The organism is Symploca atlantica LB2515, from assembly GCF_052546295.1.
Map to the genome: position 1 here is coordinate 3,874,702 of NZ_JBQWMT010000001.1, position 16,263 is coordinate 3,890,964.

The 16,263-nt window shown below is 45.5% G+C and carries 14 protein-coding genes; 1 reads left to right on the forward strand and 13 read right to left on the reverse strand.

What is annotated here, in order from left to right; translation table 11 throughout:
* Positions 1–50: 50 nt before the first annotated feature.
* The 13 genes from ACT7WV_RS16145 to ACT7WV_RS16205 form a co-directional block, all read right to left on the reverse strand.
* Positions 51–707, reverse strand: a complete 657-nt coding sequence (locus ACT7WV_RS16145) for a fasciclin domain-containing protein (RefSeq protein WP_445103855.1) — start codon at positions 705–707, stop codon at positions 51–53.
* A 246-nt stretch (positions 708–953) separates the two neighbouring features.
* Positions 954–2,234 (reverse strand): sensor histidine kinase, encoded by a 1,281-nt coding sequence (locus ACT7WV_RS16150; protein ID WP_445103856.1) that lies wholly within the window; start codon positions 2,232–2,234, stop codon positions 954–956.
* 32 nt (positions 2,235–2,266) lie between these two features.
* Positions 2,267–2,944, reverse strand: a complete 678-nt coding sequence (locus ACT7WV_RS16155) for a response regulator transcription factor (protein WP_445103857.1) — start codon at positions 2,942–2,944, stop codon at positions 2,267–2,269.
* Positions 2,945–2,993: 49 nt separating this feature from the next.
* Positions 2,994–3,329 (reverse strand): hypothetical protein, encoded by a 336-nt coding sequence (locus tag ACT7WV_RS16160; RefSeq protein WP_445103858.1) that lies wholly within the window; start codon positions 3,327–3,329, stop codon positions 2,994–2,996.
* A gap of 567 nt (positions 3,330–3,896) precedes the next feature.
* The gene (locus ACT7WV_RS16165) at positions 3,897–4,064 is read right to left on the reverse strand and encodes a hypothetical protein (RefSeq protein WP_445103859.1); all 168 of its coding nucleotides are present in this window, start codon (positions 4,062–4,064) and stop codon (positions 3,897–3,899) included.
* 438 nt (positions 4,065–4,502) lie between these two features.
* Positions 4,503–6,038: a dihydrolipoyl dehydrogenase family protein gene (locus ACT7WV_RS16170; protein WP_445103860.1), complete on the reverse strand. Its 1,536-nt coding sequence runs from the start codon at positions 6,036–6,038 to the stop codon at positions 4,503–4,505.
* 203 nt (positions 6,039–6,241) lie between these two features.
* Positions 6,242–7,327 carry a threonine-phosphate decarboxylase CobD gene (cobD, locus tag ACT7WV_RS16175; RefSeq protein WP_445103861.1) on the reverse strand — a complete coding sequence of 362 codons (1,086 nt, stop codon included), beginning with the start codon at positions 7,325–7,327 and terminating at the stop codon, positions 6,242–6,244.
* A 19-nt stretch (positions 7,328–7,346) separates the two neighbouring features.
* Positions 7,347–7,634 (reverse strand): HU family DNA-binding protein, encoded by a 288-nt coding sequence (locus tag ACT7WV_RS16180; protein WP_445103862.1) that lies wholly within the window; start codon positions 7,632–7,634, stop codon positions 7,347–7,349.
* Between the two features lie 607 nt (positions 7,635–8,241).
* Positions 8,242–10,485, reverse strand: coding sequence for an AMIN domain-containing protein (locus ACT7WV_RS16185; protein ID WP_445103863.1), 2,244 nt, complete (start codon positions 10,483–10,485; stop codon positions 8,242–8,244).
* 96 nt (positions 10,486–10,581) lie between these two features.
* Positions 10,582–11,325: a hypothetical protein gene (locus ACT7WV_RS16190; RefSeq protein WP_445103864.1), complete on the reverse strand. Its 744-nt coding sequence runs from the start codon at positions 11,323–11,325 to the stop codon at positions 10,582–10,584.
* Complete coding sequence (locus ACT7WV_RS16195) at positions 11,322–12,137, reverse strand: PilN domain-containing protein (protein WP_445103865.1); 816 nt, start codon at positions 12,135–12,137, stop codon at positions 11,322–11,324. Before ACT7WV_RS16195 ends, ACT7WV_RS16190 begins: the two co-directional genes overlap by 4 nt.
* A 4-nt stretch (positions 12,138–12,141) precedes the next feature.
* Complete coding sequence (pilM, locus tag ACT7WV_RS16200) at positions 12,142–13,245, reverse strand: type IV pilus assembly protein PilM (RefSeq protein ID WP_445103866.1); 1,104 nt, start codon at positions 13,243–13,245, stop codon at positions 12,142–12,144.
* 197 nt (positions 13,246–13,442) lie between these two features.
* Entirely contained in the window at positions 13,443–14,720 is a 1,278-nt protein-coding gene (locus ACT7WV_RS16205) for a bifunctional folylpolyglutamate synthase/dihydrofolate synthase (RefSeq protein ID WP_445105671.1), read from the reverse strand.
* A 169-nt stretch (positions 14,721–14,889) separates the two neighbouring features.
* Between ACT7WV_RS16205 and ACT7WV_RS16210 the strand changes: the two genes are divergently transcribed.
* A complete protein-coding gene (locus tag ACT7WV_RS16210) occupies positions 14,890–16,068 on the forward strand; it encodes a pyridoxal phosphate-dependent aminotransferase (protein WP_445103867.1) in 1,179 nt (392 codons plus the stop codon).
* The last annotated feature ends 195 nt before the right edge of the window (positions 16,069–16,263 follow it).

Consider the following 16,263-nt stretch of genomic DNA (forward strand, 5'->3'; position numbering starts at 1 on the left):
TGTTAGTGTAGTTCAGTCAATTTTTATCGAATAACCTTGTAAATCTCTACTTATTCATGACCGATTGGTTTTGGTGCGGCTTCCGATTGAGCCTGAGTTGGTGGCAGAATTACCTTGTCAATTCCATGAATTACACCATTGCTAGCCTGAATATCTGCTTGAGTTACTGTTGCATCATTGACGGTAACCACACCATTTTCATCGCGTTTTACTGCCAATGATTTTCCAGCCAAAGTTTCAACATCTCCAGACTCTATCTGAGAGCTAGTGATCGCACCTGGGACTACATGGTAGCTCAGTAGTTGCACTAAGGCTTCTCTATTCTCCGGCTGTAGTAGCTGTTCCAATGTTCCTTCTGGTAGTGCGGCGAAAGCTTCATCAGTAGGAGCAAAAACTGTGAAAGGACCTTCTGCTGATAATACTTCCTCTAAACCTGCTGCCTGAATGGCTTGGACTAAAGTATTAAATTGCTCACTGCCAGCGGCTTGTTCTACCAAGTTACCGCTTGCTGGCATTGCTTCAACAGCAGTATCCGGCATTGTTCCCTCTTCCATTACTGGATCGAGAGATTCAGGAATACTTTCTTGTGCAGATGACGGCGTGTCTGAGAGCGAGTCTTCGACTTGGTTGTTTTGTGCGGCTACTGGGAAACTCACAAGAGCACTTAATCCCAGTATAACTATAAACAACTTAGAGCGATTTTTCATTTGAGTAATATCTCCTGAATGCTACTTATGGTCAAGGCATCGCAACCAATTTAAGAGAAACTTCTGATAACTTTTGAGATCCAATATTGAGAGTAGTTCCTAAAAGTAAAAAAGTTGGTAATTTTCAGGAATTCCCGAAAACAAATACCTAAGAAAATTGCTATGCCGAGTTCTATTCCTACAGGTGACTTTCTCTTCCCGTCCCCGATACTTGACTCTAGCCAATAGTGAAAATTGCACTTCAGACTATGAACTCAGAGGGAGACGCACTTTAAAGCAGGTGCCACATCCAGTTTGGCTGGTAACGGTAATTTTTCCCCCGTGCCGTTGAGCGATCGCTTGAGCGATCGCCAATCCCAAACCGGTGCCTCCTTCTCGCCGAGATCTAGCTTTGTCAGCACGCCAGAAACGGTCAAAAACAAAAGGCAAACTTTCTTGTTCAATACCGATGCCTGTGTCTTTAATGCTGACAATTGCCAAGCGATTATACTTAGTTAGGCTCAGATCTACTCTGCCTCCGGCGGGTGTATATTGAATGGCGTTCTCTAGCAGGTTAGAAAACAGACGAGTCAGTTGAGATTCATCCCCAACTATCGCTGCCATAGCCAGCCACTCAGCTTTTAAGGCAATTTTCTTGTCTTGAGCAAATGGCTCTAACAATTCCATTAAATCTTGCAGGACTTTATTCAGGGAAATTGTTAACCATTCACGGGTCGGAGGAGGTATAACACTAGCTGTATCTGTACGAGCTAAAAATAGTAAGTCTTGGGTTAGCTGACTCATTTGAATCGTGGCGCTAGCAATGGCCGCTAACTTCTTTGCATCTTTAGGATGAACTCGCTCAGGATGATTACGCATGACATCGACAGATGCTCTAATAGCAGTCAATGGGCCCCGCAGTTCGTGAGAGGCGTCAGCAGTGAATTGTTTAAGCTGCTGAAAACTTTGCTCAACTGGCTCAACAGCTTTGTGGGTAAGCCAGACTCCACCAAGACTAGCCAGTCCGAGAGTCATCATTCCTCCCATCCCTAATCCCCATAGCAGTTGTCTTTGGACTACTTCTACATCCTCAGTGGATTGACTAGCACGAATGTAGCCTCCTAGGATTGGCTGATTGTCATTGGGACTATCTTTAAAAATAGAAATGGTGTAGGTTCGTACGTGACCAGGCTTTTGCTTTCTTTTGAGAGTCTGGGAACCTGTTTTTGGTCCAAACGCCAACTCAAGCCTACCTCGACTTGCTAAGAGTTGACCATCAGCGTCGAACCATTCTAAACTTTGCTGGTCTCGATTAAAGATATCGCGCCAGGGCACTTCATCAACCCGCTCAATATATTCACTTCCCCTTACCTTTACTTCTGCAAGAGAGGGAGCAGCAGATTGAGCTAAAGTTAGTAATTTCTTGTCTAGTTGGCTATAAAGACTGCGGCTAAAGAAAACATATACTCCGGCACCGAAAACGCTTAAAATTGCGACCGTTACCATGAGCTGAGACCACAGAAGACGCCAGCGCAGACCTTGAAACATGGTTTATCTCGTTCCCTTTGAGGGAAATGGTATTAGGGGTTCTCTTTCAGACGATACCCCAGACCATAGACTGTCTCAATTAAATCGCTAGGTGCCCCAGCTGATTCGAGCTTCTGTCGCAAACCCCGCATATGAGCTTTGACTGTAGCTTCTTCCGGTAGCCGCTCAAATGGCCAGAGGTGTTCCAGAATTTGAGCGCGGCTAAATACGCGGCGACCACTGCGTAAAAAAAACTCTAACAGAGAATACTCTTTAGGAGAGAGCGCCAAAAGACGCTCTTCGTAAAAAACCTCACAAGTACTAGGATCAAGCCGTAGTTTGCCCCACTCCAGCACAGGGGGTAAGGTAGAATTGCCTCGACGGAGCAAAGCCCGAATGCGAGCAGATAATTCCTGCAAATCGAAGGGTTTGACTAGATAATCATCTGCACCCGCATCGAGTCCCAAGACTTTATCGCTAATGGTGTCTCGGGCAGTGAGCATCATTACAGGAGTACTACAGCCTTTGGCTCGTAGTTGCCGACATAGTGTTATCCCATCCATCTGAGGTAACATAACGTCCAGCAAGATCAAGTCATAGGTGAATACACTCGCCAGTTCCCAACCAGCATCTCCATCGTAAGCAACATCGATGGCGTAATGCTGGTCTGAGAGGTCTTCGGCAAGAGCATCAGTAATGCGCTCATCATCCTCGACGAGTAGAATTCTCATGCTCTACACCTGCTGCTAGATGGAACAATCCTACTTTATAGCAAGACTGTTAGTTACTTGGAGCTGCTTCTGTTTCAGAACTGGGTGATTCTGTTTCAGCGGCTTCGCTTTCGCCAGGCAGAGTGGTGCTAGATTCAGCTTCAGCAGATGGTTCGGTCTTTTCAGAGTCAATTGCCGATGTTGGATCCGAGACGCCAGATGGTTGCTCGTTATAGGATGTATCGGGCGTAGTTGTGGTGCCAGCTTCCTGGGTTCCCTCAGGATTTTCGATGTTACCAGTTGTACCTGTACCAGCCCCATCAGTTGGGGTTTCTGGAGAACTGCAAGCTCCCAACATTGATACTAGTCCGAGAAATAGGGATAAAACTATAAGCTTCCGTTTCACTATAAAATCTCCTAAAAATTTTAAGGTCTCCTGCAAGGAAAGTTGAGCATTTGCCTCGTTTGTGGATTACAAGGTTTTTCCCACTTTCCTGACGTGAGTTAGTTACCGTCACACCCTCAGAGAGTTTCGTGTTTTAAACTCTTATTTCAAAGATTAAATCTAAAAAGTAAAAAACTCGGTAAAAAGAGGAAATATCTCCCAAAAAAGGGAAATATGTAGGTTTTAGGCTAAGCAGAGTCGTCAAAGGCTAAGTTAGTTTTTGACTTTAGCATGGGGATATTTTGAGAGAATTCTCAAACCTAGTTTGATGTCCTGCGGCGGTTTACCTAAGCAGATTCAGGGAGATTTACGAAAAAAGCACTTGGAGCAAATATAGCTGTTTGGGTTTTGCTAAGGGTTTCAGCTTTTACTCTGACGAGAGTGACAAAAGAGGGTTAAGCATCGTCATAACAGGCTAAATAATCTGAGTTCACCCAACCTTCCAGACTATTAACGGCATTGTTCGGGCCACTTACAACACGCACGTAAACCCAAGGATTATTGCCGTCCCTGAGCCACTTGATAGTATTAAGTACTTACCTGGCGTAGCTGAGGCAAAACCTCTTGCACAAGAGGAGCGACGGGTTCTTGAGATTGAGCGATCGCACTTGGCATTAGTATTGCCATTTGAATCGATACAGAGATCGAAGTAAAGCCAATCAGAGCCAGATTGGTCAGTCTTTTATTCAGTTTCATCAAAAATTATTTCTCTGTGGTGTAGCACTAGAAAGCTGACATCTACACCTTAGGCTCTAGGAATTTTGCGGCAAATGAGACATTTACTGAAAAAGTATCTCTCTAACTTTAAGCTCTAGGGGAAATTACGGTTTGAAAGTCTAAAAGTTTAGAGACGAAACTTATATTAGAACATTTTGCAAGTATCTCAGGCTGATAAATCAATAAGACACCAAAATTCCTCAAATCTCCACTTTTCTTGAAGTTAGATAAGCTCTGGAAACCTTGCCCTATTTTGGTTTTGACAATTTGCAAGCATCGCGCACAACCCCTAAAACTTGCAAGACCAAGCCCAGTCGCTATTCTGGGTATTAGACTACCTCTCGAATCCTTAACAACCAGAGATGCTTGCATCAGACCCTCGTTAAACGCACATCAGCTTAACCTACCAGAATTTCATCAAGACCAGTGACGGCGTAACTTAAAGAAGCCTTCCAGAAAGTTTTGTAAAGTATGGTTATCGCCGAAACGTTGCCATCGCCATTCCCCAGCAGTTTTGTTGATAATCTCTGACAACGTTAAGGAGACTTGGGGTAACTCTGCCAAAGCGCCCACCCTAATATTCTGTCGCATCGCCAAAGCGATCGCCCCAATCAATTCGCTAGCCTCTGGCCCGACTATCGAGGCTCCTAAAATTTCCCCATTGCGGCGAACCGCCAGTTTACAAAACCCGGTAGTTTCCCCCAGCAGTTGAGCTTTGTCTAAGGTTTTGAAATATTGCCGTACTACAAAGACGTCTTTGCCATAGCGGCGTCTCGCTTGTGCTTCTGTTAAGCCTACCCTTGCTAATTGGGGGTCACAGAAAATTGCCCAAGGAATCCCGCGATAATCAACCTTAAAAATCGGTATAAACAAGGCATTTTTTAGAGCAATACCAGCTTCATACTCAGCTATATGGGCAAACTGATAACCACCGGCAACATTTCCACAAGCATAAATACAGGGATTAGTAGTTTGCAGTTTTGCGTTGAGTTTAAGACCTCGTTGGTTAAACTTAACCCCAACACCTTCAAGATTTAAGGATTCTAAGTTTGCCTGCTGACCATTAGCGATGACAATTTCATCGGCTTCAAGAGCATTATCTCCAGCTTGAACCCACTTTTTATCTTCAAGCCACCTTACCTGAGTAACCGGACTGTTGGTTAACACACGAACGCCTTCAGCCTCCAACTGTGCTTGTACCAGGTGAGAGGCTTCTAGATCTTCTGCCGGAAGAATGTTAGAGGCTTCCATAACTAGAGTGACATCACACTGAAGTCTCACTAAAGTCTGAGCTAGTTGAATGCCCATGAGATCACCACCAATGACCACCCAGTTACCTAGAAACTGAGGAGTTACAGGTTCCAGTTTAGAAGCTTGAAAGTTGGCATCGTCTGCTTTCAAGCTCCTAACCCAGATATCCTGTGGTGTGAGATAGCCAACTTGTTGTAAGCCTTCAATATCGGGAATATTAGGACGAGATCCAGTAGCAATCAAATAGAATCGTGCCGTCAAACGTCGGTTGTTAACCACAAAGCCTAGGTGAGGGCGTCGGCAAAATTCACCAATACCGCTAATCACATCAATGCCCAAAGAAGCTAAAACTGCGCTGTCATTAAGCTCTTTTTTAGTCGAGACGAGGGCCTTAGCCCACTGCATTGCCTCGGTCAATTGCCAAGATGTAGGAATTTGCCAGGGAAATTCTGTCGGAACTGGTTGTGTTGACTCAGTTGTTTGAGAATCAATGCCTAATGGGGATAATTCAAGCCGTTGTCGGGCAAAACCCACAACCTGGGTCAACGCCTGGGTGTAGATTGTATTGTCACCCCAGCAGTTCGTCTGGGCGCACTGGGGTTCTACCAGGGCAACACGAGCATTCATCTGGGCAGCAGTAACGGCGGCGTAAGTAGCGGCACTACTGCCGCCAATAACAATCAGGTCGTATTCAACGGTCATTGCCTCTACTATCCCAACTCTGTTTTCCCTTTTCTATTGTCCATTTGGTAGACTCGATTGGGCATTTTTGGCAGTAAGAGAGCAATGACCTGTAATCTTCAAACCTACGCTTCCCGGAAAGGCTGTGCTAGAAATCTGTCACCGACAAGCTTTGTGTCTGAGGTACACCAACGGTGCAAACCATGCTGAGCAGCAAATAACATTTACAAAATGGCGTCCAGACTCTCTAAGAGGCGTTGGTTCTCCGCTGTTGTGCGAACAGCAACCCGAAAATAGCGATCGCCTAATTCCGGAAAGCTTAAACAGTCGCGGATTAGGCATTGGCTGTGCTTGAGCAGTTTTTTCTGAAGTTGTGAACTTGGTTGTTCGGAGTGCACCAGTAAAAAGTTGGCGGCACTTGGATAAGGTTGCAAGCCTGGTAGCCGCGCCAAACCATGAGATAGCTGCCATTTCGCCCCTGGCAGCCAATCCCAGGTTTGTTGTTGAAATTTGGTATCTAATACTACCGCAGTGGCAGCGGCAACCGCCAGACAGTTCACCGGCCAAGGATCCCGCCACTCCTGCCAACGCCGAGTTCGGTCAGGGTGGGCTACACAATAACCCAGTCGCAAACCGGGGAGGCTATAAAACTTAGTTAGCGATCGCAAAATCACTAAGTTGGGATAATCTTGCACTACTGGGATGAGGCTTTGCTGCTGGTCAGGAGGTAGAAAATCCATAAAAGCTTCATCTACCACAACCAGAGCAAATTGCTCCAACAAGGGCAAGATTGCCTCCCGGTTCAACAACTGGCCTGTCGGATTATGGGGGCTATTGAGTAATAGACCGCTATCTGAAGAGTGGAGATTAGAAAGTAGGGAGTGAAACTCTCTTTTAAGAGTTGCTGGTTCCCCTCTTTTGTGATCAAGAAGGGAGTACTCCCTAACCTTAGCCTTAAATGCCTTGAGTGCCCGCTGGTAGTCGCTAAAGGCTGGGGTAACTAGATAAGTTTCCTCCAATTCTGAGAGTTCCCGACAAGCCCAAGTTAATAGCTCTGCACTGCCATTACCGGGCAAAATCCAGTCAGGTGTCAGAGTCGGGTGCAGCTGACTCAGTGACACCCGTAGCTGGCGATAGTCGGGGTCAGGATAGGCAATCAGGTTATTGAGTTGAGACTCAATAGCAGCGATCGCACTTTTTGGAGGCCCCAGTGGGTTGATACTAGCGGAAAAATCCCAAATCAGGGAAGGAGGGCAGCCTGCTACTGCTGCTGCCCAAGCTAAGTTTCCTCCATGATTTGGTCGTCTCAAGGATAAGTTCCTTTCTCGTTTAGCCGTCTTTGTCTGGCGCGACTTTTTCTTTAAACAGCTTACCGGCAGAAAAGGCCGGAACTTTCGTTGCCGGAATTTCCATTTTATCCCCGGTTTTGGGATTGCGTCCTTCGCGGGCTTTGCGCTCCCGTGATTCAAAAGAACCGAAGCCCACTAAGGTGACTTTATCACCATCAGAAACTGCTTCCATAATCGCCTCTAGAGCAGCAGATAAAACTGCATCTGCCTGCTTTTTGGTCACTGTAGCTTTTTCTGCCACCTTATCAACTAATTCGCCCTTATTCATTGAATATCTCCTTTTTGTTGGTATGACATGTCAAATACGAATCTAAAATCTCGCCGTCGAGATCCAGATTTTCACCCTAAGAGCGGGAACTTTCAACTTCAAATCGCTGCAAAACCCGCAGGCTCGAAGTTTCACTGCAATATTCTAAGCTCTGCTTGCCGGATCTGGATCCCTGAAAGCTTTAATTTATTTAGATTTCAGTAGCTTTGTGGCATGTTGCTACTGAAACACCCTCTTTGTCAATAGCTAATTTGCTAAAAAAACTTACTCATTGTTGGTCATTTATTCGCCAATACCAACAAATTTCTGAAATTTGTAATTATGTATCTTTTTTTTCAAAAATGAGAAATTAATTTTTTTAACACTAAAATGAGCTGGTTGATTAGTTAAATTTGCTTGAGAGTTTTAGAGACCGAGTTGGTGGAAGATAACAGGAAACGAGACCAACTTAGTTGATCTCCAGTGATCTGTAATAAGCAATACCAGGGTTCAAATAGGCTGAAGAGAGGAGCCAATTTTTGCCCCCCTGCTCATTGTGCTACTTCAAATCAGACACCTGACCCTTCAATGTTTCGCCATCATTACCAGGAGTAGTATTTAACTCCTGCTAGTTTCCTTCTAGAAAAGGGGAATTTTGGCGTCGTAAGGTTTGACGTGCCTCCGGACTCGGCGCGTAGTTATAGCCAAAAGCGGACTCCACTGAGTCATCGAGAATCTGAGGCGTCACCAAGACGATTACTTCCCTACGGGCTTTTGTCCGAGTGGTATTTCTAAATAAAGCGCCAATTATTGGCAAGTCACCCAAAATCGGCACCTTGGATACGCTTGCCCGGTCTTCGTCCTGAATGATACCTGCTAAAATCAGCGTCTGGCTATCGCGCAAGCGAACTTGCCCCGTTGTCAAGCGGCGAATGTTCCGTAAGCTAATCTGATTAGTATCACCCCCTCCAGTACTTAAAGCCGCGTCCTCCCTAATAGAACTTACTTCAGGATTAACAGCTAAAGTAATAAAGCCATTGTCATCGATTCTATCGACTTGTATGTTGAGGATTAAACCTACCTCAACTTTTTCTGCTGTTACTGTCGTTGTAACGTTCTCACCAGTTCCCTCTCTGGTTCTTTCTACGTTACCAATTACCTCTTGAGTTAAGTTGATTTGAGCAGTCTGTCCTTCTCCTACTAGGAGGGTTGGGTCAGTCAGGATCTTCCCATTACCATTTACGATTCGAGCATTTACCGTAGCAGCAAAATCCTGATCATCATTATTTTGGTTAATGTCTATAGAACCAGAGTTTCCTAGCGCTGCAGGAAAATTAAGATCTGTGGCAGGGTTACTATTAACAGCAAAATCACCGATCCCAAAGGAGAAACTCGTATTGAATTGGTCAGTTGCTCCTAGATCAACATCCACGACTTTGACATTCACTGCCACCTGACGGCGACGAGCATCTAGCTGTGTCAATAAAGAGGTAGCAATTTCTACTTGGCGTGGCGTACCAATCATCGAGATAGCATTAAGTCGATCATCGGGTACTACTGATAACCCTCTGAGGAGTAGAGGAGCACCACTCTCGGTTTGCTGAGCAACTAAGGGTTCAATATTAGTCGTCTCATTAATGACGGTTCTTTGCGCCGCTCCCTCGCCGACAATGGTCACCTGTTCCGTCGTTACTGGTCGTTGTGTCTCCGCACCTTGAGCACTTAAAAAACTGGCAGCTGCTACTGCACTAACTTGATTGAGACGAAGAGTGCGACTAATAATGTTACGAGCGCCGTCGGGGAGTTTAGCTCCGACAAATATTGTCCTTCCCACTCGATTAGCCTGGAGACCGGAGAGCTGGAGGACGTAGTTAAATACATCTTGAACTGGTTCGTCTTCAAGGTCTAGGGAAATTCTCTGTAGTGCGCTATCTTGAGGGGCTCCCTGAGCTGCCCCACGAGCCGCTCCTTGACCCTGAGTCGGTGGTCCATCGCCAGCAAAGGCGAGGTTCAGACCCGCTGAGCGGGCAAGTAAGGCTAATACTTCTCTAACGGGAGCTTCTCGCAAAACTAGGCGTGGTACGCGGGCGGCTGTCCCCAAGTCGATAGTGGTAGCGGCAGCATTGATGCTAGAGATGGCAATGTCGCCAACTGGCGGTGCAACGGCTCTTGGTAAGAAAGGTGGCGCTGGTGCCACTGGTCGCGCCGGTCCTGCGGAGTTTGCTGGCTGACCATCAATCGTGATTTCTGGGTCGGGGAAAAGTACCTCTGGTGTCGGAGCTGGCGGCTCAGGTATCACCTCTGGTTCAACTTCTGGCTGTGCCGTTTCAGCAGGTGGCGTCTGAGCGAGGGGTTCTGGTGAATTTCGCCTCGACTCCCGCGTAGGAGCTGACGGTCTAGGGGCAGGGATGTTAGCTGCTGTCCGATTATTGGCTGTTGTACTAATGCCTAAGGCAATGAAGTTGCCCTCTCCCTGGATAATCCGACCGGAAGGGGGTTTGCCGTCTCCACTAACTACTACCCGGATGCTGTTGGTATCCAGTGGGCTAACTACCACAGAGGTAACACCTGGTATTGGGTTGTCCTGGCGGAAACTCTCACCCTCTCTTAAATTCAGACTAGTACCGACAATATCCGCTACCCATTCATTTCCACGACTCACAGCAAAAATCTGCGGACGATCACCACCCGCTTGAGTCTCTAGAATGAGTTCCAGTCCATTGCCTTTGGGGTTGAGCCGTACTGCCGTTACTTGGGTCGTTGCAGCCCAGACAGGCTGTACCGCTAGTAGCGCCACCGCCCCTCCCATGACAATTCCACTTAAATTTTGAGCCTGTCTCACCGTGCACTCCTCACCTACAATAGCAATCATTAGATTAGCTGCTAGCGACTATGTTTGATAAGTTCAGGAGATCAAGCATTGCTAAAATGCTGGAAGCTAGCAGCTATGAACAAAACGCAGTGCTTTTTACTTTGTTTGTTGAGTTGACTGAGCTGCTGTTGCTGCTGCTTCTTCCTGGTCGGTCAAAGGTAGCAGTGCCTCTAGTTTAAAGTTGGTTTTAATAGTTGGTTGAGCGCCTGGTATCACTTTGCCCTGGTTAATTACCAGTGGCTGAGGCGTACTCACTTCGGCTTGAAAGTCTTTAACCAGCAAGAGGGATTGCAAGCGCTCGAAACTACGCATGATTGATTGGACTTGTTCAAATCTACCTTCCATCTCGATATCGATGGTTTGGCGTTTTAGTTTCCCGTTGACCAATGGGCCTAAAGAGCCATCATTGACGATAACTTGTCCCTCTGGGTCTGGTTGAAAAGTTACTAATGTACCATTTCTGTCTTTAACGAAGGTATTGAGGTCTAAGAGCAAAGTATCTAAGGTTTTTTCATTAGCAAATAGACTCAGGACCTGTCGGTTTTGCTGCTTTGCTTGCGCTAGTTCTTCTTTTTTCTGCTGAATCTGTTTCTGGATTTCTTCCTTTGATTGAATTTGACTTTTTTTGTCGGCAATATCTGCTTGCAAGCTTCGATATCTTTCCCAAGAAGGCTGTACTACATTAAGCAGTAGATAGAAAGCCCCCGCAAGACCTAAAAGTGCAATAAATATACCTCCAACTTTGGGAGTGATAGTAACTCCAAAGGCTGTGGGATATTCAGGAGTTGTTTCTGGCCCCTCAGCCAGGACAAACTCTTTATCGGCATCGATGTATGTCATTGTTGAATCACTCCTTTCTGCTGAAGGGTTTTAATCCGAGTTACTAATCCCACTGCACCCTTACTATCCAACTCTCGGAGTAACTCAGAAGCTGGCACATTACTTAGGTTCGTTTGAATTTTGTATTCTACCACCTTCGGTAGTTCGTACTTGACTTGAGTTCCTGACTGATTCTGGGTTTTAGGAACTTCCAATTTGGTAGGATTATTGACTAAATCAGCACTGACTAATTGTGTTTGATCACCCTTAAAAAATGAAGACCGCTGTAATGTTAGTAGAAAGTAATTTACGTCGTCAAAAGACCTGGCTGTTCCGGTAATTTCCAGCTTAACTGGTTGTCGTGTATCGCTGTTGGCAGCCTGGGCATTAGCAGCATTAGATGACGCTTTATTAGCAGCCGCTTCAGTTTGCTCGATGGTTTGGATTTGCACTCCAGGGGGAACGCGCTCACGAATGTCTTGCAACATGGCTGACCACGGCTTAATTTGATTAAAAACGGTTGCCAGCGCCTGGGTTTCTTCGTTAGTTGCGTTAATTTGTTTGGTTAGTTGGTCAACTTGTGCTCTCTGTGCATTTGAGCGTTCTAGTTCTTGAGTGACTCTAGCTTGTTCTTCCTCTAACTGACCTGTTTGCTGCTGTAGGAAAAGTAACAAGCCACCGACTAATGCCAGTGGTAGGATACCCGCCACCATACCCAAAATTAGCGGCCTCATTTCTGCTTGCTGCCTAGCTTTTTTGGGTACCTCGGTTCCCTGCTCACCAGAGCTATATTCAGGTCGGTCAACTAAGAAATTGACATCTAAGCTATACATGATTTTAAACCTCCCGCAATCCTAATCCCAGTACAGTTCCTAACCCCGGTCGTCGCACCGACGGAATTTCTTCATCCACCTCTAAAGAAAGAGCCGTAACCGGATCTACCTGAGTAGTTGGTAAACTTAAGCGTTGTGTGAAAAACTCATCTAGTTGCCCAATGCCACCTCCTGGGCCTGCTAGAAGTAGCTGTGCCACTTCTAGATTGTCGCTCTGATTCAGGTAAAAATCGATGGAGCGGCGCAGTTCATCAGCCAGTTCTCCCAAGACTCTTAGCAGTGCTGCCATACCGGGATTAATGCCCGTAGCTCCCGTGTGGTCACCATCTGGTTGAGTACTAGGAATAGTCATGCCTTGTAGCAATTCTGTATTTCTGGAAGGAGGTAGATTCATCGCTCGCGAAAGGGCACTCTGTAGTTGGAAAGTACCGATGGGAACTGTACGGGAGAATTGAGGCACTCCCTCGACGATAATTGCTATCTCGGTGCTGTCAAATTCAATATCTACTAATACAGCGGCTTCTTGCGGTGTAAATTGCCGCAGTTGTTCTTTGATGGTGCGAATTAGAGCAAAGCTATTAATTTCCAGAACATCCAACTTTAACCCAGCTAACTTAAATGTATCGATATACATGTCTGTCACTTCCCTGCGGGTAGCCACCAGCAGTACTTGCACTTTTTCGATACCATCTTCATCAACGAAGAAGCCCAGTTTTTGATAATCTAAATCTACTTCTTCACGGGGATAGGGTAGATACAAACCAGCCTCATGATTGAGCACCATATCTCGTAGCTCATTATCATCTAGCTCGGCGGGAATGGGAATAATGCGGATAATCGCTTCCCGCATCGGTACGGCAGTAGCAACATGCTCAGCCTTGATTTTACTCTGGGCTAAGGCTGCCTCAATCAGTTCAGCTAAAGCTACGGAGTCAGTAATTTGCCCTCCGTCAAAGATACCTTCTGGTACATCATGGGAGTAGAGCGCGGTGACTTTGAAGCCCTGGCCCTGCTTACGCAGTTGAGCGATATTAATTCGCTCCGGAGCCAGTTCTATACCGATGCCTTTCTTGCCCTGGGAAAACAGATCTCGAAAACGGTTAAACATATCCTGGTTTGGCGGGAGCAAAGATTAAGATTAGAGTGGCGCTAAGTTATGAAAAACTTAATATTTAACAATACCTATCAAGATGCATGGTAACCAATCTAGCTTATTGTGTGGTATTTGATTACTGAATTTGCAACCTAACGTTAGCATCAGTGATGGCGTTGCACTGTTAGGGGACGAATGGGGAACCAGAGGGTTTACTTAGGGTTGGGTTCAGCTTCCCGCAAAAATTGTCCCACTAGATATAGTGAGCCAGACAAAACAATCACATTTTTGGGAGTTGTGGCGTCTTGAGAAGTTGCTGCCTCTAGTCCTGCGTTTAAATTAGAATGAGTGTGGCAATTATTTAACTCCGGACAAATACTTTGAGCAAGAGTCGCTAAGGCTTCTGGTTCAGCAGAGCTGTGGTCAGATACTGGCACGAGATACAATCGGTCTTGAGGTCGCAGCAACGCTTTGAAGACCTCAGTATGGTCTTTCGTTGAGAGCATACCCATTACCCAGCTTACTGAGGTGTTGAGAGTATCGACATACTGACGAAGGGCTTGGGCGGCGGCGCGATTGTGGGCACCATCAATTAGTATGGGGTGATTGTGCCAACTAGTCCATTGTAGACGCCCCAGCCAGCAAGTGTTTGCCATGCCGGAAATTATTGCTGTCTCGGAAATCTGCCAACCCTGGGAACGGAGAACTTGCAATGTAGCGATCGCTATTGCAGAATTGGTCAGTTGCACTTCTCCCAATAGCGGCAAGGGATACTCAATTCCCTGATATTTTACCCATCTTTCCTGGTGTAATTCTCTAGTTGGTAACTCTGTTGCTGGTTCCACCCATACTGTTGGACAACTTAACTGTTCAATCCGCGAGGCAATCACTTGTTTAGCCTCCGGCGGTAGAGAACCAATAATAGCAGGACAACCCGCCTTGAGGACACCAGCTTTTTCTGTGGCAATATCTGCTAAGGTGGGGCCCAGCACTTGCCAATGTTCCCGACTTAGGGAAGTAATGATACTTACTAAGGGTTGCTCACATACATTAGTTGCATCGAGTCTTCCCCCCAATCCCACTTCTATTACAGCAATATCTACCTGTTGTTGGGCAAAATACAACCAAGCAGCGGCGGTAATCACTTCAAATTGAGTAGGCGAATCTTCACAATTTTCTGGAATTGCTAACTTCACTTGCAACAGTACTTTTTCGAGTAACTCAGTTGGAATTGGCTGTTCATTAAGGCAGATACGCTCTGTCCAATTAACTAAATGAGGGGAAGTGTAGCGTCCCACTCGGTAACCTGCTGCGGTAAGTATCGAGGAAAGGTAGGCGCATACGGAACCTTTGCCATTTGTCCCTGCGACGTGGATTATTGGGATTGAGTGGTGGGGGTTGCCTAAGTCCGCTAAGAGTCTTTGAATGCGTTCTAAACCGAGATGAACACCAAAGCGCTGGAAAGGTTTGAGAAGGGAGTTGATGCCCATAAACTGCTGCTGCATTTAAATAGGGTATGAATATTTGATAATTGGTAAAAAGGAACTCCTGAACAAGAAACAGAAAATAGGTAATTTAAATGCACGACAGCTTATTGTTAGAAGTTATTACCTGCCAGCACTCGTGTAGGTTTTGTTTCTTTCTTTTCAAGTCAAGCGCATGGACATTTTAACCTCTCGCATGCAAGCAGTGCAGTCGCCGATTATTCCTGTCGTTGGTGAACTGATACGCAACTGTCCTGGAACGATTTCTTTAGGGCAAGGTGTTGTCTATTATGCACCACCACAGGAAGCGATCGCACAAATTTCTCAGTTTCTGGCTGTGACTGAGAATCATCAGTACAAATCAGTCCAGGGTATTGCACCTTTATTAGAAGTAATTGAGACAAAGTTAACATCAGAAAATGACATAAAAGTCAATAATAAAAACTGTATTGTTGTTACAGCCGGTAGCAATATGGCATTTATCAATGCGATTCTTGCAATTACTAATCCGGGCGATGAAATTATCCTGCAAACGCCTTATTATTTCAATCACGAAATGGCGATCGCTATGGCTAGTTGTCGTCCAGTGCTAGTGGCAACAGATGAAAATTATCAGCTAATTCCCGAAGCAATTAGTCAGGCAATTACAAAAAAAACACGGGCGGTAGTGACAATTTCACCGAATAATCCTACTGGGGTAGTTTATGCAGAGGAGGCGCTACGTAGAGTTAATCAAATTTGTCGCGATCGCGGAATTTATCATATTAGTGATGAAGCCTATGAATATTTTACTTACAACGGAGTAAAGCACTGTTCTCCAGGGTCATTTACTGAGAGTAGCGAACACACAATTTCTCTTTTCAGTCTATCTAAAGCCTATGGTTTTGCTTCCTGGCGTATTGGTTATATGGTAATTCCACAACATTTGCTGGCTTCGGTTAAAAAAATCCAGGATACAATTTTGATTTGCCCTCCGGTAATTTCTCAGTATGCGGCATTAGGGGCTTTGCAGGTGGGAGCAAGTTATTGCCGTGGTTATACAAAAGCGATCGCAGTTGTGCGAGAGTTAATGCTTAATTCACTTCAAGAGATAGAAGATTTATGTACAGTTGCGCCTGCTGATGGGGCGTTTTATTTTTTCCTAAAGGTTCATACTAAGCTGAATGCTTTTGAGTTAGTAGAAAGATTGATTCGGGAGTATCGAGTAGCGGTTATTCCTGGTACTACTTTTGGTATGGATGATGGGTGTTATTTGCGGGTTGCTTATGGTGCGTTGCAGCAAGAAACAGCGGCGGAGGGGATTGAGAGATTGGTGAAGGGATTACAGGCAATTATCAGTTCACCTAAAGGCTAAAGTTTTGGTTTATATCAAGTAAATTTACTTTAGCTAAATACCAAAGTTTCCGGCAGATCCCCGACTTCTCAATCAAATTTATTCGTAGCAATCAGGGTTTCGATCAAGAAGTCGGGTATCTTGATTGTTTTTTCGTACTCGTGATCAGCCACGTCAAAAAATTTGGTGTTCTTCGTTACTATCCGGGTCGAAGTG